Genomic DNA, 18961 nt, shown 5'->3' with positions numbered 1-18961 from the left:
AAGGCAGCTAGCCAATTCCTGGAATATGAAAAGGGAGCTTGTCGTCAAAGGCCACTAGCCAGCGCTGCACCGCTGGCACACGCAACAAAGCCAATGGCACAACAATATTCAGAGCAATCCAGACGAAACCAAGGATTGCTCCGATTCGTCCACTCTTCTTGAGCAAACTCTCTTTCGGCTGCGGTTCGTCCATCGAATCACCGCTCATCACGCTTTCTGCATTATGCCCTCGACCAACAAGGAGGCTCATTGGAGCCCAATTGGGAGGCTGATCAACCAAAAAAAGACCCTCGCGTGACGCGACAGGCCTGGCTGATGGGGATCAGTCAGGCCTGTCGCAAGGCAATGAACCTCCCTTAAGCAGCGGGGCGTATCGATTCGGTTTTCAAGGCGCAAAGGCCACCCTCAAAAGTGAACAAAATTCAATATGACAATGAACAGAATCATTGATGCGCCCTCTAAAAGCCTTGATATCAATGAAAACAAGCGCTACTTCATCGAGTTAAAAAGCAAAACTTGGGCTTGCCCTGGCCTGCTGGTCTGCAAAGGCTGCTGGAATTCCAAAAAGGAATTACCAACCCGCTTCTTTTTTGCGATAAAGAGCTCCCACATCGCCATCTGGGCCAATAAAACTGGAAGGATCCAAAATCCATCGCTCGACAAGATCTTCCAGCCTGGCCTGATCCCTTATCTCCAGTTGACCACTACGCCTTAGAGCATGAATGTAACCGTCGGCATAGAGCCGCAGCTCCGACTGACTATGGTAACGACTGGTAAGTTCTTGACAGGCATCACAAAGCGACTGGAAGTGTCTAATCGCCTCAGGGTTATCAAGGGATGTCATGGTCGGAGATCACGGCGGCCTCTTTTGCCAACGTGCCATTGGATTGGGTTTAGCGTAAGCGCGATCTGTGATCACACGTGACCTCCATTCCCCGCAATCTTCATTCCACTGAGGACGCCCAAGTGTCTTCATCGGGGTCTTTGCAGATGCAGACCACGCCAAAGCAGCCCTCAAGGGTTCTTGTGGTGGAACCTCACCAAACTCTTCGCACGGTGCTGGTCCATCGCCTCCGTCAGGACGGCCATCTCACCGCTGCAGTGGCATCCGCCGTGGAAGCCCTTGACGTATGTAGAGATCAGTCACCAGATCTTCTCGTTAGCGCTGAGTTACTTGAGAGGAGTTCTGCAATGCGACTCTCTCATCAGCTCCGTTGTCCTGTGATCGTGCTGACAGCTCGAACGGGCACCGAACCCATGGTGGGACTCCTGAATGAAGGAGCCGACGATGTGCTGCGCAAACCCTTTGGACTTGAAGAACTCGCCGCACGCTGTCGCACCTTGCTGAAGCGAGGACATAGCGGTTTGCAAGAGCGCGTCACAGTGGGCCCCCTTGAAGTCCACTTGTTGCTCCGACAAGTGACTCTGCGTGATAAACCTGTGGAATTAAGCCCCAGAGAATTTGCACTTCTCTGTGCACTTTTAATGCCTCCAGGCATCGTACGAAGCCGCCAGGAATTATTGCGAATGGCTTGGCCTCCCTTCAGCGGCGGGCCTCGTTCTGTAGACACCCAGATCCTTACCTTGCGACGCAAACTTGAACAAGCTGGGCTTGGTGAAGGAGGTGGCATCACCACCATGCGCCAGCAGGGCTATCGATTCAGCCTGGATACTCTTCCTGATTCGGAATCATAAATATTGGCACTCAAAACTATCGATTAGCCAATGAGTAAAGACCCTGATGGAAGTGGCTGAAACAGATTTTAAGCATTGCTGCAAGTTCATGATTTATGATTTAATCCAAAAGTTGAGCGAAAAAGCTTGATGCTCATTCAACTTGAGCAATCGATCAATCCTTAAGGAAGCCTGTTCTCAAAACAAACCCTAAAAGGTAGACAAGCTTGGGTGAGCAGCAATTGCCCAGATCAGCGGAGCGGTACCAATAGCGGTTGCAGTCAACAATTGAGCACCGATAACAGCGAAGTGTTTTGCAGTCATGATCTAGGACTTATGGCTGCACATACCATCCATCAGATCAACCAGATCTGTTCTAGCCTTGCTCAAATACTGCAGTGAGATTGGTCACAGGCATGGATTCTGCATCGAACATAAGCAGCCTTCATGATTCAACAAGTTGACAGCGTCTTGATCAGCCGACAAAAGAAATTGATCTTCTCAGACATGAGCTACTCATAAAGGATGCTATCTCCATCTTTCAGCTCAATCTGCAAACAAAACTGTTTAACAGCTGCATTTAGATGCAGCTGTTAAACAGCGCCTGATACCTAACCACGTCTACTTGCTGTTCTGCTGTTTCTTGACAGCCTCCTCAATCTTGGCCTTCACATCTTCTGGCACCTCCTTAGGGCAGTACTGAATAGCCCCAGTGATGATCTGAAACTCAGCACCAGCGAAAAGTTGCTTGGTGGTGAGTTTGGTGGTTCCTGCAGAAGCCACTAATCCACCATGACGGCCCGTAAGGAGCTGCGCGTATGTAGCGGCAGCGATACCAACGGCCTTGGGGAATTCCACGCCAGCCGCACGTGCATTACAAACGTACGAAGAGCCAATACCTCGATAGAGAAAGATGTCTTCGTTGCTAGCCGGTGTTGCTTTTGACTCACCAGCTGCCTGAGCAAACGCAGCAGGACTAATCAAACTGAGGGGCATTAACAACGACGCCGCCAAAACAGGACGAAGTCGACGGGAAAGGGTCTGCAATGGATCTGGTCTTCAAGACTTCGCCATGGTGCCCTATCCGACCAGGGTTTAACCACCCCCTCCTGGTCAGTTATGACATAGCCACTAGCTATTTGGGTCGAATCAACGCCTATCCCTTCTGAATCGATGCTGATGCCCTCTCAAGCAGATTCTGATGGTGGATAGACCCTCATCTTCAATCAGCCCTCCCACTCATCACCAGTTTTTTCGTAAAGGACTCGCACTCCTTATATGGCCAACAGCTGAAGCGATAACGACTATCACCCTCTTTGGCTTATGCAAAAACCTCCACGCGGATCAACTTATCCACATGTGGGAGCAACCAATCTTGCAATGGGAAGAGAGCCCTCAGCAAAGCCCACTGAGCAACAGACTGTTCATCAAGGTCTTAGCGGCTCTACCAGTTCAAGTGAAAACCCATAATGTGAACTTCAACTTCGCCAGGCACCCGCCACAGTGGATGGGGTCAAAGCCAATCAGCGACAACAGCTTCAGCTCCTGCTTGTAGCAGCTCGCCATCAGCTCTCCAGAAGCGATCTGCGATCAATGATCCAGTTTCTGGAGAACGAAGACTGCGGCTTCGATGTCACGCTGCAGATGGCTGATCCAAGTGAGCAGCCGGAGTTGCTTGAACTGCATCGACTAGTGGCAACCCCTGCACTGATCAAGCTATCGCCAACGCCAAAGCAAATATTCGCAGGTAGCAGTATTTTCCAGCAACTACAAAACTGGATAACTCGCTGGCAGCAAGACATCGTCGTAACTGGCCTGGGCCTCAGTTTGAGGCCCACAGAACTAGATGGCAGCCGCACTCAAAGGGAATTGCAACTGGAAGATCAGCTTCTGGTATTGCGACAGGAGAACGAAACCCTTATCGACCGCCTCAATGCACAGGAACGAACCCTAAGGATGGTGGCTCATGAATTAAGAACACCTCTAACCGCAGCAGTTCTAGCGTTGCAGAGTCAACAGCTTGGTCAAATCAATATTGAATACTTTCAGGATGTCCTTAAACGGCGTCTTGATGAAATCGAATTCCTCTCGAAAGACCTACTGGAAGTAAAAAGCACGCGATGGGAAGACCTTTTCAATCCTCAAAATCTTGATCTAGGAAATATCGCCGCAGAAGCGATCCTAGAGCTGGAAAAGCTATGGCTTGAACGAAACATCGAGATCCATACAGACATTCCCTCCGACCTACCCAAGGTATTTGCTGATCAGAGGCGCATGCGACAGGTGCTGCTCAACCTGCTGGAAAACGCCCTGAAGTTCACTGAGGATGGCGGGAAAGTCTCACTGACCATGCTGCACCGCACAAGTCAATGGGTGCAGGTGAGCATCTGCGACAACGGGCCAGGGATTCCAGAAGATGAGCAAGAGCGGATTTTTCTTGACCGAGTGCGCTTGCCACAAACTTCAGTGACAACCTCTGGATTCGGAGTCGGCCTATCGGTATGCCGCCGCATCGTGGAGGTCCATGGGGGCAAAATCTGGGTTGTCTCAGAACCCGACAAGGGCGCGTGCTTTTACTTAACAGTTCCAGTCTGGCAACGACATGGACAAGAATGAACTCCGCTTGCCTTGACGGAGGGTCAGGCTTAAACGTAGTTTTCCCGAGTGATCACAAGCACAGACCGCTGCGATTACGGCCTCGCCCCCATCGTCTAGAGGCCTAGGACACCTCCCTTTCACGGAGGCGACAGGGGTTCGAATCCCCTTGGGGGTATCAGTTGATAACGCATTGCCCTTGCTAAACGGGGGCTTCTATTTGCAAAAGCAATGACCTTTTTTCGTAGGCCCTTAGCTCGAAAAATTTAAACAAGCTCTGCTCAAGATCATCGGCATGTCTTGAGATGTTCAAACCAATGACTGGCGACGCAAGCCCTCCATCTCCACTGCACGCAGATTTGCAGTGAGATCATCTCTCAATCGCTGTTCAATCAAGGCAACTGGCATACCAATGCAGCCCTGAACAGTGAGCTCGTAGAGAAGGGAAGTTGACTTTCCCTCAGCCAGCTCGCGCATGATCCAATTTCCCTCAAAACGTCTGAAGTCCCCTTTAAGCAAATGGAACTGCAACTGGCCCTCCTCTCGATATTCCACCAACTCCAACTGAACCTGAGCTGAAAACCTCAGCCCCAGCAACTGTTGAGAACCCACCTGATTCAGCCGCACTCGATTGCCGGTGCGTTCCAAAACTGTGCTGCTTGCAAGGTTGGGAATGAATTCACTGAGTTTCTCGTAATCGGTCAGGACTTCCCATAGCAAAGACTCTTTGATCGGCGTTCTCAGCTGTACAGCCAGTCGACGCGCCCCATGAGGTAAGCGTTCCATCGTCTGCTCGATGGCCTGTCGCTTCACTGAGACCGACTCTGGCGAGGCTATGAGCACGGAACCCGAACGTGGTTGAAGATCCTGGATAGGTACCACAAGAAGAGGCTGTGCTCAAGACGCCTCAGAATACCTAAAGAATTCAATGTCCGTTGATCGAAAGCCCAGAGGGTGAGCTGTGCCAATCGCCAAACGTAACCCGAAAACTCGGATGAGTATGCATACCATCACACCTTCTAAGGTATTCTCGCCGTCACGCTCTTACTCTTGATGGCTTTCAACCAAACTGAAGTAGTTCTCGGTGGAATCGCCCATATCCCTCTTGTTATTGGCGCTTTCTACGTTGTCAAAGCACTCTTTTACCGAGGCCAAGACGGTCAGTTAGCTCCTTTTAGCTTTTCTTACCGCCAAGCAGCTCAAAGGAAATCATCAACGACAACCACCTCAACCGAAAAGCCTGATACGAAAAGCCCATCCGCTCAAAAGGCGATACCTATTAACCTCTACAAGCCCAAGACACCCTTTGAAGGGACTGTTCTAGAAAACTACAGCCTGGTCAAAGAAGGTGCTGTAGGCAGGGTCAATCACATCACTTTCAACCTTTCCGGGAGTGATCCACACCTCAGTTATGTGGAAGGCCAGAGCATTGGCATCATTCCTGCTGGTACCGACGCCAACGGCAAGCCCCATAAGCTCCGCCTGTATTCAATTGCCAGCACCCGTCATGGCGACAACCTAGAGGGCAAAACAGTCTCATTATGTGTTCGTCAGCTCCAATACGAGCTAGACGGCAAAACTATTGACGGTGTCTGCTCCACCTATCTCTGCGACATCAACCCTGGAGCCAAAACAAAGATCACCGGACCGGTAGGCAAGGAAATGCTTCTACCAGATGATGAAGACGCCAACGTCATCATGCTGGCCACCGGAACCGGCATCGCTCCAATGCGTGCCTATCTTCGCCGCATGTTTGAGCCTGCAGAGCGCTCCAAGAATGGCTGGAAATTCAGAGGAAAGGCCTGGCTATTCATGGGAGCTCCCTACACGGCCAACCTGCTTTATGACGAGGATTTAAATCGTTATGAAAGAGAGTTCCCAGACAACTTCCGCTACACCAAGGCCATCAGCCGAGAACAGCAGAATTCCAAAGGCGGCCGAATGTATATCCAAGACAGGGTCATGGAGCATTCCGATGAGATCTTCAAAATGATTGAAAGCCCCAAGACTCATGTCTATATGTGTGGCCTCAAGGGCATGGAGCCAGGAATCGACGAAGCCATGACCGCAGCGGCATCAGCGAAGGGGATTAATTGGTCAGAGTTACGACCCCAGCTGAAGAAAGCTCATCGCTGGCACGTTGAAACCTATTAATCCTGCACTCCCCAGGTTTTTAGCCTGATAAAAAGACCCGCCTCAATAGGCGGGTCTTTTTATGCATCCTCAAGTTTTTTTGGGCATACGACGACAAACCATGCCGGGATGGTCTGGAGCACTTTGAATTCACAGATCCTTGGTTACCCGTCAGAAGAGGTCTGTGTTCCATGAGCACCACGATCACAAACCCTTTACGGGTTGGACTACGTCAAGAGCGGGTTATCGCACCGCAGTGCCTAGTCATCTTTGGAGCAAGTGGCGATCTGACCCACCGCAAATTGGTTCCAGCCCTTTTCGAGCTATACAAACAAAGGCGGCTACCGAGTGAATTCGCCTTACTTGGCTGCGCGCGACGTCCCTGGAGCGACGAAATATTTCGCCAAAAAATGGCTGACGCCCTCGGCGAGATTATCAACGAAAACCGTCTTGCCTGGGATCAATTCGCCGCCGGTCTTTTTTACGAACCCGTCGATCTGCAGAAGCCAGAAGACCTCATCAAACTCAGCCATCGGCTGGAAGAGATTGATCGACTCCGCGCCACCCGCAGCAATCGCACCTTCTATCTTTCGGTGTCACCAAAGTTCTATGGCAGTGGCTGCAAAGCTCTGGCTAATGCCGGTCTTCTAAGCGATCCCAAACGCAGTCGAGTGGTCATCGAAAAACCATTCGGGCGTGATTACGCCAGTGCTCAGTCACTCAATCAAATCGTTCAAAGCTGTGGCCAAGAGAATCAAATCTTCCGAATCGACCACTACCTAGGCAAAGAAACAGTCCAGAACATCCTTGTACTGCGATTTGCCAATACCATCTTTGAACCAATTTGGAATCGGAATTACATCTCCAGCGTTCAAATCACTGCTGCTGAAACCGTAGGTGTTGAAGAACGAGCCAGCTACTACGAATCTTCAGGAGCCCTACGAGACATGGTGCAAAACCATCTCACCCAGATGTTGGCCATCACCACAATGGAACCACCTGGACGCTTTGACCCTGAGGCAATCCGTAACGAGAAAGCCAAGGTATTGCTAGCTGCTCGTCTAGCTGATGAGCTTGAACCTTGGAACTGCTGTATCCGTGGCCAATACGCACCAGGTGGAACCAAGGAGGCTCAATTACCAGGCTACCGACAGGAGCCAGGCGTCGATCCCAACAGCACCACCGAGACCTATGTAGCGATGAAACTTTTTATCGACAACTGGCGTTGGCAGGAGTGCCCTTTTACGTTCGCACCGGCAAACGACTGGCCAAACGTCTCAGTGAAGTGGTGCTCACCTTTCGAGAAGCTCCCGTGCACCTTTTTGATGCAGCTGGGGGCGGCCCGACAGCGAACCAACTGATTCTGCGAATCCAACCGGATGAAGGGGCCGAATGGCGCTTTGAGGTGAAGTCACCTGGTTCAGGGATGCGAAGCCGACCAGTAGAAATGGAATTCTCCTATGACGAATCCTTCGGTGAGCCATCCGACGAGGGATACGTCCGACTTTTGGCCGACGCCATGCTCAGTGACCCCACCTTATTCACGCGCAGTGATGAAGTTGAAGCAGCCTGGCGCCTTTACACCCCACTACTGGAACTGATTGAAGACAGCCCATGGCAATTGCCGATTCACCCCTATGAATCGCGCACCTGGGGGCCGGCTGCTGCCGATGCCCTGCTCGCTAATGACGGACTGCTCTGGCGCCGACCCTAATTCCGCCTGACTTACACATCTTGATTACTCAGCCCTAGCCATGTCTCCCCAGCTCACGCTTCAGAGCCCTCTGCAACTCCCTCCTAGCGAGGTCCCTAGCTATCTCGAGCAGCTCTGGTCAAACGATCAACCTGACAACGCAGGCGCGAAGACGTTCTGCCTGCTGGTGTGGCAACCCGCCTGGGTAGAACAGCAGCTGGTTAGAACCGGCAAGATTACTGGCCCGATCATCGGAGCACAGAGCCAAGAGCTAATTCAAGCTGCTCGCCAAGCTGTAATCGAAGGCGATCTACCCCACAGCACACCTCCTCTCGACTCAAGTGTTGCAGCAGCAATTGCCCATCGCAAAGGCAATCAAGATTGCGAGGATTTACGTGGACAACATGTTGATGCTGCCATCAGTGCCTTAGAGCCCCGACGCCTCATCACCCTGGCCCCAACCCTTGATGAGGGGCATGACCTCGAAACACTCGTGGCTGCCTATTGCCCACTCCCAGAAGAAAGTGGCGGCACCGCCGCCTGCGGAGATGTGGTGGTTCTCCGGGGTGATCATGCTGCCCTAGCAGAGGGATTGGGAATCCTTCAACCTCTGCTACCTGCAGAACTGCCCTCCTGGGTGTGGTGGAACGGCAGCCTTGACGAAGCCCCCGAACTGCTCGAACGGCTAGCCGTAATTCCACACCGTCTGGTGATCGATACAGCTCTCGGAGATCCGCGTCGCTGCCTTGAGCTGCTGCAAGCCCATGTGGAGTCAGGACAAGCGGTGAATGATCTGAACTGGTTGCGGCTACGAACCTGGCGAGAACACCTCGCGATGGTCTTTGACCCACCACATCGCCGCAACGCCCTCAGCCACGTTGTACAGCTTGATATCGATGTCGAGGGTCATCACCCCGTCCAGGGGCTGTTGCTCGCAGCCTGGATCGCCGATCGACTCAACTGGCGTCTAAAGGCCACCCAAACAGTTGCAGGGGAAGGCATCATCGCTGAATTTCAACGACCTGATGACACCGCTGTTAAGTTCCGCCTTATGCCTGTACCCATGGGAAAACCCAGCATTCACCCTGGCCAGATCGTGGGGGCCAGGTTGATCTGCAAGCCAGATGCACAACCCGAACATGCCGTTTGCGTGATTCTCTGTGCCGAATCTGGAGGCTGCATGCGACTTGAAGCAGGTGGCATGGCCAGCATGGAGCTGCTTGAAGAAGTCGTCCCCATTCAGGTCGCGACTGTAGAGATGGATGTAGCCCGACTCCTCGCTGGTGGCCATAACACCACCACCCCCCTGCTTGCTGCTGCAGCCCCCCTTGCTGCCAAGCTACTTAACTAAAAAGCCACCGTTTTGGCGAAGCCCTTTCCCAGCCGCCACCACCCTTCATGGCCTGTGTGATTGCTGCCCCAGCCAGTGGCACTGGGAAAACCTTACTAAGCCTGACCCTCACTGCCTGGGCGCGCAGCCGTGATCTAAGTCTCCAACCATTCAAAGTGGGGCCCGACTATCTCGATCCGCAACAACTGACAGTTGCTTCCGGCAGACCCTGTCGAAACCTGGACCTACTGCTCTGTGGCCCTGACTGGGTGCGCAACAGCTTTCATGGCTTTGGTGCATCTGCCGACCTCGCCCTGGTGGAAGGCGTCATGGGCCTATTCGATGGTGTCGGCACATCGCAGAAGGGCAGTACTGCTGCCGTAGCTCGTCACCTGGAACTACCAGTAGTGCTTGTCGTGGATGCAAGCGGCCAAGCAGGCTCCCTAGCGGCCCTTGTTAAAGGCTTCCGCGACCACGATCCAAAACTGACTCTGGCAGGTGTGGTGTTGAACCGGGTCAATAGCAATCGCCACAAAGAATTACTGAAGGAAGTCCTCAGCGGCATTGAGGTCAAAGTGCTCGGTTGCTTGCCCCGGGATCCTGAACTCAGCCTGCCCAGCAGACACCTCGGCCTTGCCCCTGCCCATGAGCTTAAGGGACTGGAAGCTCGACTAGAAGCCTGGAGCGCCCTCGCAGAAACTCATCTCGATCTAACAAGCTTCAAAACGTTGCTCCGCGCCCCTACCCCGGCAAGCGATCCAATTCATACCCTGCTTGGAGAAAAGAGAATCCAATCACCACAACCACTACGGCCCGTAGCAGTAGCTCAAGATGATGCCTTTCACTTTCGCTATCCGGAAACCAAAGATTGCCTTGAAGCTCTTGGGATGCCAGTCCTGCCCTGGAAACCACTGGAGGATGAACCCCTACCTGCACAAGCGAAAGGTGTGATCCTTCCAGGAGGCTTCCCCGAACAATATGCGGCGAGTCTTAGTCAATGTGATCGCAGCATCGCAGACCTACGAACCTGGTATGGACGGCGCCCGATTTATGCCGAATGTGGCGGGATGCTGCTGCTTGGACAGACCCTCACTGATCTTGAAGGACAAGCCCATCCCATGACAGGCCTACTGCCTTTTCATGCCAAAAAAGGCTCCCTTCAAGTGGGTTATCGCAGCCTTGATGGCACACAAGACAGTCTTGTTGTACGCAAAGGTGATCGACTGATGGGCCATGAATTCCACCGCTGGGAACTCCACCCGACGGGCCCTAACGATGGCTTAAACAACCTTCTTGATCGACCACACAAGATCAATAAACCAAGATCTCTATGGCAAGTTCAAGGCTGGCGGGTGCAGCAACACAAAGAAGGATGGAGCCATCAGACATTGCATGCCAGCTGGATGCACCTCCACTGGGCGAGCTGCTCAATGATCTCCCGTCGATGGCGAGCCGCAGTCGAGCCGCAATCAATCCCAGCAACAAGTGATTTCTGAAAAGCACAAACCCAGACAGACATCAGTTGACGATGTTCGTCAAAATCCAGGCAGCAGCAACCGCCCTGCATGACTTCTCGTCAACTTTGGATCATCCGCCATGGGGCTACCGAATGGGCACTCCAAGGCCGCCATACCGGTAGCACCGACCTACCCTTGCTACCTCAGGGGGAAGAAGAAGCAAAGGCTCTTGCTCCTGTGCTTAAAGGCTTGACATTTGCCGCTGTGTTGTCATCTCCCTTGCAACGAGCCCAGCGCACCTGTGCGCTGGCTGAGCTTGAAATGTCCGCTGAAATCCTGCCGGAGCTAATCGAGTGGGACTACGGAAACTATGAAGGCATCACCACAGCAGAGATCCGTCAGACCGTTCCTGAGTGGACCATTTGGGACCAAGGTTGTCCTGGTGGCGAGAACGCTACTGCCGTGCAAGACCGTTGTGAACGCATTATTAAACATGCACTCGGCATCTCAAGCAAGGGTGACATCGTTCTCTTCGCCCATGGACATATCCTGCGTGCCCTGACTGGCACCTGGCTAGGCCTCGGTGCAGCAGCCGGCCGACTGTTCCGACTCGATACAGGCAGCATTTGCATTCTTGGTTTCGAAAGAGAACAACGTGTTATCGCCAAATGGAACTATAGACTGTGATCTGAGGGAAAGCACAACCCTCATACCAACACTATACTAACAAAAGGAGGTGATGGCTTATCCCCAAAATATCCGAAAAAGCTTCAGTACTTGGAGGTCGTGGAACCGTAGTAAAATACGTTTCCGGTACATCAGCTGGGTACTACTTCTACAGAGAGTGGAATAAAGCAGATAGAAAATACCTAACTAAAAGAATTGAAGATGCTAGTACTCTTGATGAAGCTATTGAACTAGCTCCAGATGCAGCATTTGCAATCAGGGAAGATGGAAAAACGAATTCCAGTGAATTATTTATTAGTAAAGATGGGTATATCAAGCAGGTCTCCACAAACAGAAGACGAAAATCAATCAAAACATCAGATGCAATAAATCAGTGGATTCATGAGTTGAGGAAGCGATATAACGCTGGATTGCTTAAGAAGAATACCTTTTTAAGTAAAGAAAGGTTTTACAGGACAAAACTATTGGCATATCTACAATCCAAGGGAGTGGAAACCAATAAACAGATAACGAATAATACATTTGATGATTATATTATGTTTAGAAATACATCTAGCTCACCGCCAACCAAGATGGTACTGGCTGGAGAGATAACCAAAATCAATGAATGGGCGAACAAGTTTCTGTTACGTAACAAGTACATTGAAGCAGATATGTTGCTTGATAATCGTGGATTCCTGAAGCAGGTAAAAGTAACTCAAAAGGATAGAGATGCTAACCCTGCAATTAATTCAGAAGATTGGCGTAAAATAATTGATTATGTGCGTGATATCTGGAGACATGAATGCATTCCACCATTAGATTATCTGGAAGCACCTGATAAACGAACATATTCTGATTTAGAACCAGACAGACGGCAATGGGCTAGATGGAAAAGGGTATGGTTTTACAGAACTTTATTCTGGCACTTCATTCTATTAGCCAAAAATACTGGAATGAGTCCTGAAGAGGTATTGAAACTGAAGTGGAAGAATATAGAGATTAAAGATGTCGGCAGGTTGAGTCAGTCTAAAGCTAAACAAGAGATAGAGGAGATAATCTCAGAAGCACAAGCAGAAGGTAAAGAGATAGATATTGAAGAGCCTGAAGCAACTGACCCTAGTGAATGGGTTAGCAATCCAAATACATGCGGTAGAGAAGAAAGGTTAGTCGCATTCATTTTTACTACTAGGGCTAAGACGCAACAAAGTCGAGAAATTCCATGCAATCAGGGCAAAGAACTGAAAAGATGGATGCAGTTTGTGAAGGACCATGTAGCTGAGAATAATCTTGATATGAATATTACAGGTGATAGCTACGTATTTGCTAGCCCATATAATGAGGAGAATGACTCGCCTCACTACACAAGTCTAAGTTTAAGCTGGAGAGAGATTAGAAGTGCCTTAAAAGATCAACTAAAGGGTCACAAATTTACGGATAAACCATACACACTCTACTCATTACGAAGTACGTTCATTGAAGACCATCTGCTGAAGGGTACTGATTTATTTCTGCTGGCAAGGATTGCTGGTCATGATGTTAAAGAGCTGATGAGAAGTTATGAAAGGATCGACATCAGGAAGAGGGCTAGAGAGATCACATCAATTAACTATGGCAAAAAAGGCGAAACTTATGAGGACATTAACCTCTTAGAAATTGAACCCACTACTGAAAGGTAAATGAAATAGTGCTTGAAGTCGCTGTGAATTCACACTCATTATTTAGATGAACTAATTAAACAATATTAATTGCACAGATTAAAGCTGCTATGGTTACATTAGTAAATCTGAGTAAATGAAAAGAATAGGTCTTACAGTTTTATCATTATCATTTCTTACCATCGGAGCACATGCAGCTCCTCCACAAGAGGTAATAGATCAATGCATGAAAGCATCTGACTTTGAAGGATGTGTAAAGGTGATGACAGGTCAAACAGATGCAGGGCAAGAGACCAAGATCACTGTTGATTTAGATAAGATTAGAAGTACAGGCAATATGTGCCCATCAACTCATGCTTATACAGGCGCAGGCTATTGCCAAGAAGTAAAATGTTTTCGTAACCCTAGTGGTCATGATTCAAGGCTTGGCGGTAAGGGTTGGTCATGTAAAGGTGGCCTAACGATGCAATTTGTAGGACAGCCAATTAGAGCAACTACAGATGAGCGTTGTCCACTTGAGGAACCAGATATTGGTAAGAGTAATTCCTGTGTTAATGGCCTTTCTGAGCAAGAAATAGAGAGTGGGATAAGAATATTTACTATAAAGGCAAATAAAGCAATAAGATACGGATTTTATGATTCATTATCAAAAGATCCCAAAGGAATTTTGATTGACAAAGTAGACGACGGTTGTGCAGCTGACTTAGCCGGACTACAAAAGGGCGATATTGTGCTCTCAGTTAATGATTTTACATATTTTTCGAGAAAGGATTCTAAAGATAAATTCTTTAGTGATATGGTTTCAAAGAGGAAAGAACTAAAATTTCAGATCGTAAGAAATGGCAACAAGAAAACTATTATTATAGAGCCAAGTATGTGCAGTAATCCGCAATTAAAATTTAGAGGCAACCCAAAAACAATGAATAGGACTTTTCTTTAATATTGTAACTAGCTTTTTCAACATCTAACTTCTCTGTATTCAAAATTATATCGACATCTACTCTCCTTGCTTGAAACCCATTCCTTGACTAAACCGTAGAACTGATCTGATACATCTGAATTCTGAAATACAATCTTTGCATTTCCAATATCTCCATTACTTCTGGTGTATCTAAAGTTGTAAGCATATAAATGATGACCACCTATAAACCCAGATGGATTTCTATAGTTGTCTTCTCTTGACCATGTAATTAATTGGTCTGCTGTGATACCAGAACTACCATCTACACTTAATCTTTTATTCTTTAGTTTAACAGTACAATCATTATTTTTCTCTACACACCAAGCATCAAATGTAGCTTGAGTAGCTTGAACTGGTTTTGACTTTGGAACATCTGCTGGACCAAGATCTGCTATTGCAGGACCTGAAAAGCAAATGATGCTGAATATTGAAAAAAGTATTTGGTGCTTCATAAAATAAATAAATAACTAGTTCCTCTTTGTAACTATACCTCGCCTATTTGTAAAACATTAAATAATCAAACCAATATTTACTTGGCATAACCAATACTGTTGACTGTCAAAAGTTAAGTCTTTAATTGAAAGATCAGAGTTTAATCCACACTCATAACTGCAGCCCATACATAAACACCCCTAGATACAAGCAGAAATGAAGGCATTTAGGGGTTTAGCGTGAAGATTTGCATCATTGTAGGCGTCTGTAGCCTTTCAATGGGTTATTATGTGCTTGGTCAGGCTATCGAGACCCTCTAGCCTTAACCAAAGCATTTCAAATTAATCAATAACTGCCATTAGAAGTGAGCTTTTCTATTGGTTCGTAACCAACTAATGGCGTTGGCTTCTACTGAAGAAGCCCTTTAAACCCACCATGTCATCAACACACACCGATTCACCTAAGCAAGTCATTAACGAAGCATCTACTAAAGCAGCCATCATCGAAGCAGCTAAAGAATTTATCTCGCTGCAAGATGATCAACTGTCAAGTAAAGCCAAGTTAATACAAGCATTGCAGGAGGAGAAACAGGCATTGACTTATGTCTTGATTGCCACTTCTTCATTCGGGTTTCTCTTCTGATATTTCAAGCCTGTCTTAAACGGCAGGCTTTTTGTTGGAATGATGGATTTAATGTGAATTAGATATTTCTTTAATTCAGATGCACAGATAGGATGGAATATATGCCTCATGAGAGGCCTCTATAGCCGCCTGGAATCACTCTTAAATCACCTCAGGGTGCAAAGTGTCAAGACAAGCTCAAGGACGTGGTCAGAGGGCCCTTGGAGAAGGGTGCTAGCAGTGAATACAAGACTATTGCAAGAGCCATGGTGGACTATAGGCTCTGTTCAGATGATCTACATGCTCACGAGAGGCGCCCAGGAGCGCTTATGGCAAGCCTAAAGCCATTCCAGGTGGGATTCATCGCAAGGGTGTGCTTTCGCAGCTCTCAGGGCCTCTCAGGGCAGAGTTGACATGACTTATGTATACAAGAAGAGCTAATGACTTACATATACAGGAGAACTACATGACACATGTATACAGGAGATCTAACCCCTTATGTTTACAGGAAGAACCGATCAGTCATGTATATAGGGGAAATCAACATCACCCCCGTATACAGGGGAAAGACACATGACACACCTATACAGGGGAATAGAGCGGTAACGCGCCTATACATGGATAAGCTTGACCACCACCCTATACAGGAGAAAGACACATCACCACCCTATACAGGAGAAATCAACATCACCACTGTATAGAGGAGAAAGACACATCAGTCACGTATACAGGGATAAAGAGCGATCACTTACGTATACAGGGCAAAGTCACATCACTGACGTATACAGGAGAAAGACAGATCAGTCATGTATAGAGGGATAAAGACCGATCAGTTATGTATAGAGGGATAAAGACACATCACTGATGTATACAGGAGAAAGGTTAACCACCACTGTATATAGGAATAAACAAAGTCAAGTTGGACTCTAAACGAAATGACATAGCTAATGAAGAACCATTAGTGAGTAAGTTTAGTTATCTTCTGTAAAATAACTGTGCTGACAGTCATGCTACTGTTGAATTTAAAGTTAAGTGCTAGATTAAAGTATCTAACTCTGCTTTCTTTCCAGGTTTGGGGTCCTGATTTCTTTGCTGTATGCCTTGGTGACGTCTTTATTTAAGACTTAACAATGGGGGGTAGGGGGGTTTTTTTCCTTTCTTTCACTTGCCTTACCTGGTGACATCTAACTAGAACATAACTAAGACAATAACGACACAAACCTAGTAGTAGTAAGGCGAGCATTTGCGTGAGCAAATGGGAGTCTTCCCTATCTAATAAATCAGATGCAAAGGAAGTGTAAGCAGATTATCCAGATGGTACTGGTTACGAAGTAACAATTACCATAATGATAATACTATTACTACGCTCTGCATCTGAATAAAGAACTAATAGCCTAAATCAACTAGATAACATTATTGACAAATGTTTAACGGAGAGGTCTTACCCACTTAGGTCTTCTAGCAACTGGACCAACATCAATCCCAACTCTATTAATAGAACCTACAACAAAACCATTGAACGTTCTAATATGTGGACCACCAGCAATCGCTTTGAGAACATCAGATGTCAACTCTTGATCAACGTTTACTTCTTTGTTAGTCATGAGTTTGGATTGGTTGTGAGGGATCTATCCCTCTGACATACACATCATCTACCAATTCTTCGACAACGTCATTGATCTCGGTCATTGCTGCCTGTGATCTTAATCACAAGCTAAAAAAGCTATAAAAAACCCTGCTCAATGGCAGGGTAATAAAGATCTCGTTAAAGCAATCTGAATTTGCCATAGACATGTATATGAGAATATATTCTATCTACAAGGACCAGCCTTCATTCAAAGTTGAGGACCACCAAGGATGAAGTCTTCCGGATCAATCTCTCTGAGATAGTTGGCTACTTTCTTGTATGTTTTTTTAAACCAAGACCAGAAGCCACCACCAGTTATGAATGCCAGCTGTTCAGGAGTAAGCTCCATGTCTTCAAGCTCACTCATAACGAGTGCTTCAAATTCAGCTTGGTTGATCTGATTTGTAAAAGTAGTCATGATTAAAAATGAGTAGTGTGTTTAAGTTCGTTGGAATCTCTTCCGCCGACAAACACACCATCTCCCAATTTCTCTACTAAGTCATTGATTCCAATCATTGCTAGTTGTGATCTTGGTCACAGGTCCTGAGAGGAATTACCACAACTGAAATATTGGAAGAACCTCCCGGAAATTAGCTAAACCTCTTCAGACATACATTTTATGATTTTGCTCGCTTCGCTTTCTTGAGGGAGAGTTTATCCCAATCATTTCTTGTCCCTCCATAACCAGAACCTTGTCCACAGTTCGACCCTCCATAACCAGAACCTTGTGGACTAGAACCATGTGGACCATCTTCCCTTACGGACAATCCCTCATACTGTGGATTAGACATAACTCCACCACTAACACCCTTCAACTCATCACTTGATAATTCCTCATTGACCTCTTCGTTTGTCTCGTTGGGTTCAGTCATTAGGTGTAAATACTCCAATGGTTAGTATAGCTAACCTTAGAAGGAATTACCAGAAAAAATAATTTGAGATCGACTAAAGGTTTTACACCACATATCTCTGAGGCCATATCTTAATTAACTAAAGAGCGACTAACCCCCATGCCCCATCTATACACAATACAATGAATCAAACTAACTCACTACCTAAAACAAAGAGCAAGGACGTAGCCCCAAAGGAACAGGACGTTCAATTGAGGATCAAGCAGCTTGATAAGTGGTTAAACAAAAGAGAGACGTAACACTCAACTCAAAGGCAAACCATTAACCGCCGCGGCCTAGTATTAATCACAGGATTACATTGCTTGTTCGCCGCGGCCATTGAGACACTCCCTCGCTGTGGCCGCTCGGTCGTTTATCTGCTTCGTTTAATGCGTCATAGAACGATCGCTGTAGCCGCGATCTTATCTTCTGCGATTAAAGGTTCAGTAGGCACGCTCCCGTGCTGTAGCCGCACGGTCGCTACCTGCTTCGATTAATGGTTGCCTACTGAAGCGCTCAGAACCTGTAGCCGGTTCTTCACTCCCTGCTTTGCTTCAATCGGCTGCCTTATTCACGAAAACTATTCACACTCATAAACTACCTATGCATACAAAGTCTCAAAAGCCTAACTACGGTAAACATGTCTTAAGTGTAAGGATCAATCAATCAGCTTATAGTTCGTTACATCGTCTAATCACTAAGGCTGGCTATAAAGATACAGCTAGTTTTGCTAGGGATGCAGTGAGAACTAAATGTAATGAGATAGCTGAATGTAGTAATGGCCTGAAGCCTATTTAGATTAATGCAGCATTAACAACTCAGGAACTTGCTGCCTTAGCCTGTTCCTTTAGCTGCCTGATCTCTTCCTTCAAGCCAGCAATAGTCTTAGCCTTTTCCTTTTGGTCGTTAAGCAGCCTATCTCTCTGGCTGGTAAGTGTGTCGATCTGAGTGCCTTGCCGATTGATCAGTTTCGTTGCATGGTTTAGCTTCTCTGCTTCGGTACTGTCTTTAGGTAAATCCTTGAATGCACCAAGTGCAGCTTTGGGTTTGGACTTTCTATTTGGATTGAGGATCCTCTTAACTTCACTCTCACTGCCTTCTATTTTCCTTTCCTCTATTGCGTTATATACTCTCTCTCGCTGCTTTGGCTCTGCATTAGCCATTGCATTCAAAGTACGAGCGGACATCATCGCGAGCAGCTTGGGACTGACCTCAGAATCTTTC

At 47.6% G+C, this 18961-nt stretch carries 18 protein-coding genes, 1 tRNA gene and 1 pseudogene; 11 read left to right on the top strand and 9 right to left on the bottom strand.

Features of this window, described 5'->3' with window-relative positions:
- Window positions 1-7 precede the first annotated feature (7 nt).
- A complete protein-coding gene (locus EV12_RS01440; RefSeq protein ID WP_072015052.1) occupies window positions 8-250 on the bottom strand; it encodes a Signal peptidase I in 243 nt (80 codons plus the stop codon).
- Window positions 251-571: 321 nt separating this feature from the next.
- Window positions 572-844 carry a DUF6761 family protein gene (locus EV12_RS01435; RefSeq protein ID WP_036911119.1) on the bottom strand — a complete coding sequence of 91 codons (273 nt, stop codon included), beginning with the start codon at window positions 842-844 and terminating at the stop codon, window positions 572-574.
- 146 nt (window positions 845-990) lie between these two features.
- Here EV12_RS01435 and EV12_RS01430 point away from each other — a divergent pair, with 146 nt between their 5' ends.
- Window positions 991-1695, top strand: a complete 705-nt coding sequence (locus EV12_RS01430; RefSeq protein ID WP_011825606.1) for a response regulator transcription factor — start codon at window positions 991-993, stop codon at window positions 1693-1695.
- Window positions 1696-2295: 600 nt separating this feature from the next.
- Here the strand turns inward: EV12_RS01430 and EV12_RS01425 are convergent.
- A complete protein-coding gene (locus tag EV12_RS01425) occupies window positions 2296-2721 on the bottom strand; it encodes a hypothetical protein (RefSeq protein WP_036911113.1) in 426 nt (141 codons plus the stop codon).
- Between the two features lie 456 nt (window positions 2722-3177).
- Between EV12_RS01425 and EV12_RS01420 the strand changes: the two genes are divergently transcribed.
- Window positions 3178-4290, top strand: a complete 1113-nt coding sequence (locus tag EV12_RS01420) for a histidine kinase (RefSeq protein ID WP_036911111.1) — start codon at window positions 3178-3180, stop codon at window positions 4288-4290.
- An 84-nt stretch (window positions 4291-4374) separates the two neighbouring features.
- Window positions 4375-4447: transfer RNA gene (locus tag EV12_RS01415), tRNA-Glu, on the top strand.
- A gap of 131 nt (window positions 4448-4578) precedes the next feature.
- Here EV12_RS01415 and EV12_RS01410 read toward each other — a convergent pair.
- Entirely contained in the window at window positions 4579-5151 is a 573-nt protein-coding gene (locus EV12_RS01410; RefSeq protein ID WP_036911109.1) for an SRPBCC family protein, read from the bottom strand.
- Window positions 5152-5322: 171 nt separating this feature from the next.
- Between EV12_RS01410 and EV12_RS01405 the strand changes: the two genes are divergently transcribed.
- From EV12_RS01405 to EV12_RS01375, 7 genes and pseudogenes are all read left to right on the top strand, one after another.
- Window positions 5323-6423: an FAD-binding oxidoreductase gene (locus tag EV12_RS01405; RefSeq protein ID WP_036911108.1), complete on the top strand. Its 1101-nt coding sequence runs from the start codon at window positions 5323-5325 to the stop codon at window positions 6421-6423.
- Between the two features lie 170 nt (window positions 6424-6593).
- Window positions 6594-8116: pseudogene (zwf, locus tag EV12_RS01400) on the top strand (glucose-6-phosphate dehydrogenase).
- 40 nt (window positions 8117-8156) lie between these two features.
- On the top strand, window positions 8157-9446 hold the full coding sequence (locus EV12_RS01395) for a glucose-6-phosphate dehydrogenase assembly protein OpcA (RefSeq protein ID WP_036911106.1): 1290 nt from the start codon (window positions 8157-8159) through the stop codon (window positions 9444-9446).
- A 47-nt stretch (window positions 9447-9493) separates the two neighbouring features.
- Window positions 9494-10921, top strand: coding sequence for a cobyrinate a,c-diamide synthase (locus EV12_RS01390; RefSeq protein ID WP_036911104.1), 1428 nt, complete (start codon window positions 9494-9496; stop codon window positions 10919-10921).
- A gap of 69 nt (window positions 10922-10990) precedes the next feature.
- The gene (locus EV12_RS01385) at window positions 10991-11569 is read left to right on the top strand and encodes a histidine phosphatase family protein (RefSeq protein ID WP_036911102.1); all 579 of its coding nucleotides are present in this window, start codon (window positions 10991-10993) and stop codon (window positions 11567-11569) included.
- Between the two features lie 410 nt (window positions 11570-11979).
- On the top strand, window positions 11980-13227 hold the full coding sequence (locus EV12_RS01380; RefSeq protein WP_036931149.1) for a hypothetical protein: 1248 nt from the start codon (window positions 11980-11982) through the stop codon (window positions 13225-13227).
- A 115-nt stretch (window positions 13228-13342) separates the two neighbouring features.
- A complete protein-coding gene (locus EV12_RS01375; RefSeq protein WP_036931150.1) occupies window positions 13343-14146 on the top strand; it encodes a PDZ domain-containing protein in 804 nt (267 codons plus the stop codon).
- A gap of 17 nt (window positions 14147-14163) precedes the next feature.
- Here EV12_RS01375 and EV12_RS13535 read toward each other — a convergent pair whose 3' ends face one another.
- Window positions 14164-14619 carry a hypothetical protein gene (locus tag EV12_RS13535; RefSeq protein WP_152562299.1) on the bottom strand — a complete coding sequence of 152 codons (456 nt, stop codon included), beginning with the start codon at window positions 14617-14619 and terminating at the stop codon, window positions 14164-14166.
- A 415-nt stretch (window positions 14620-15034) separates the two neighbouring features.
- Here EV12_RS13535 and EV12_RS01370 point away from each other — a divergent pair, with 415 nt between their 5' ends.
- A complete protein-coding gene (locus EV12_RS01370; RefSeq protein ID WP_036911096.1) occupies window positions 15035-15241 on the top strand; it encodes a hypothetical protein in 207 nt (68 codons plus the stop codon).
- A 1406-nt stretch (window positions 15242-16647) separates the two neighbouring features.
- Here EV12_RS01370 and EV12_RS13885 read toward each other — a convergent pair.
- The 4 genes from EV12_RS13885 to EV12_RS01360 all read right to left on the bottom strand — a co-directional run.
- Window positions 16648-16824 carry a hypothetical protein gene (locus EV12_RS13885; protein WP_193742105.1) on the bottom strand — a complete coding sequence of 59 codons (177 nt, stop codon included), beginning with the start codon at window positions 16822-16824 and terminating at the stop codon, window positions 16648-16650.
- 231 nt (window positions 16825-17055) lie between these two features.
- On the bottom strand, window positions 17056-17265 hold the full coding sequence (locus EV12_RS01365; protein ID WP_036911094.1) for a hypothetical protein: 210 nt from the start codon (window positions 17263-17265) through the stop codon (window positions 17056-17058).
- 199 nt (window positions 17266-17464) lie between these two features.
- On the bottom strand, window positions 17465-17719 hold the full coding sequence (locus tag EV12_RS13530) for a hypothetical protein (RefSeq protein ID WP_152562298.1): 255 nt from the start codon (window positions 17717-17719) through the stop codon (window positions 17465-17467).
- Between the two features lie 836 nt (window positions 17720-18555).
- The coding region (locus tag EV12_RS01360; RefSeq protein WP_036911092.1) for a hypothetical protein at window positions 18556-18961 on the bottom strand (406 nt) is incomplete at its 5' end.

This window comes from Prochlorococcus sp. MIT 0701, from assembly GCF_000760295.1.
Classification (GTDB): domain Bacteria; phylum Cyanobacteriota; class Cyanobacteriia; order PCC-6307; family Cyanobiaceae; genus Prochlorococcus.
Note: the sequence above shows the minus strand (reverse complement) of the source record. Positions and strands in the feature narration are given on the sequence as shown.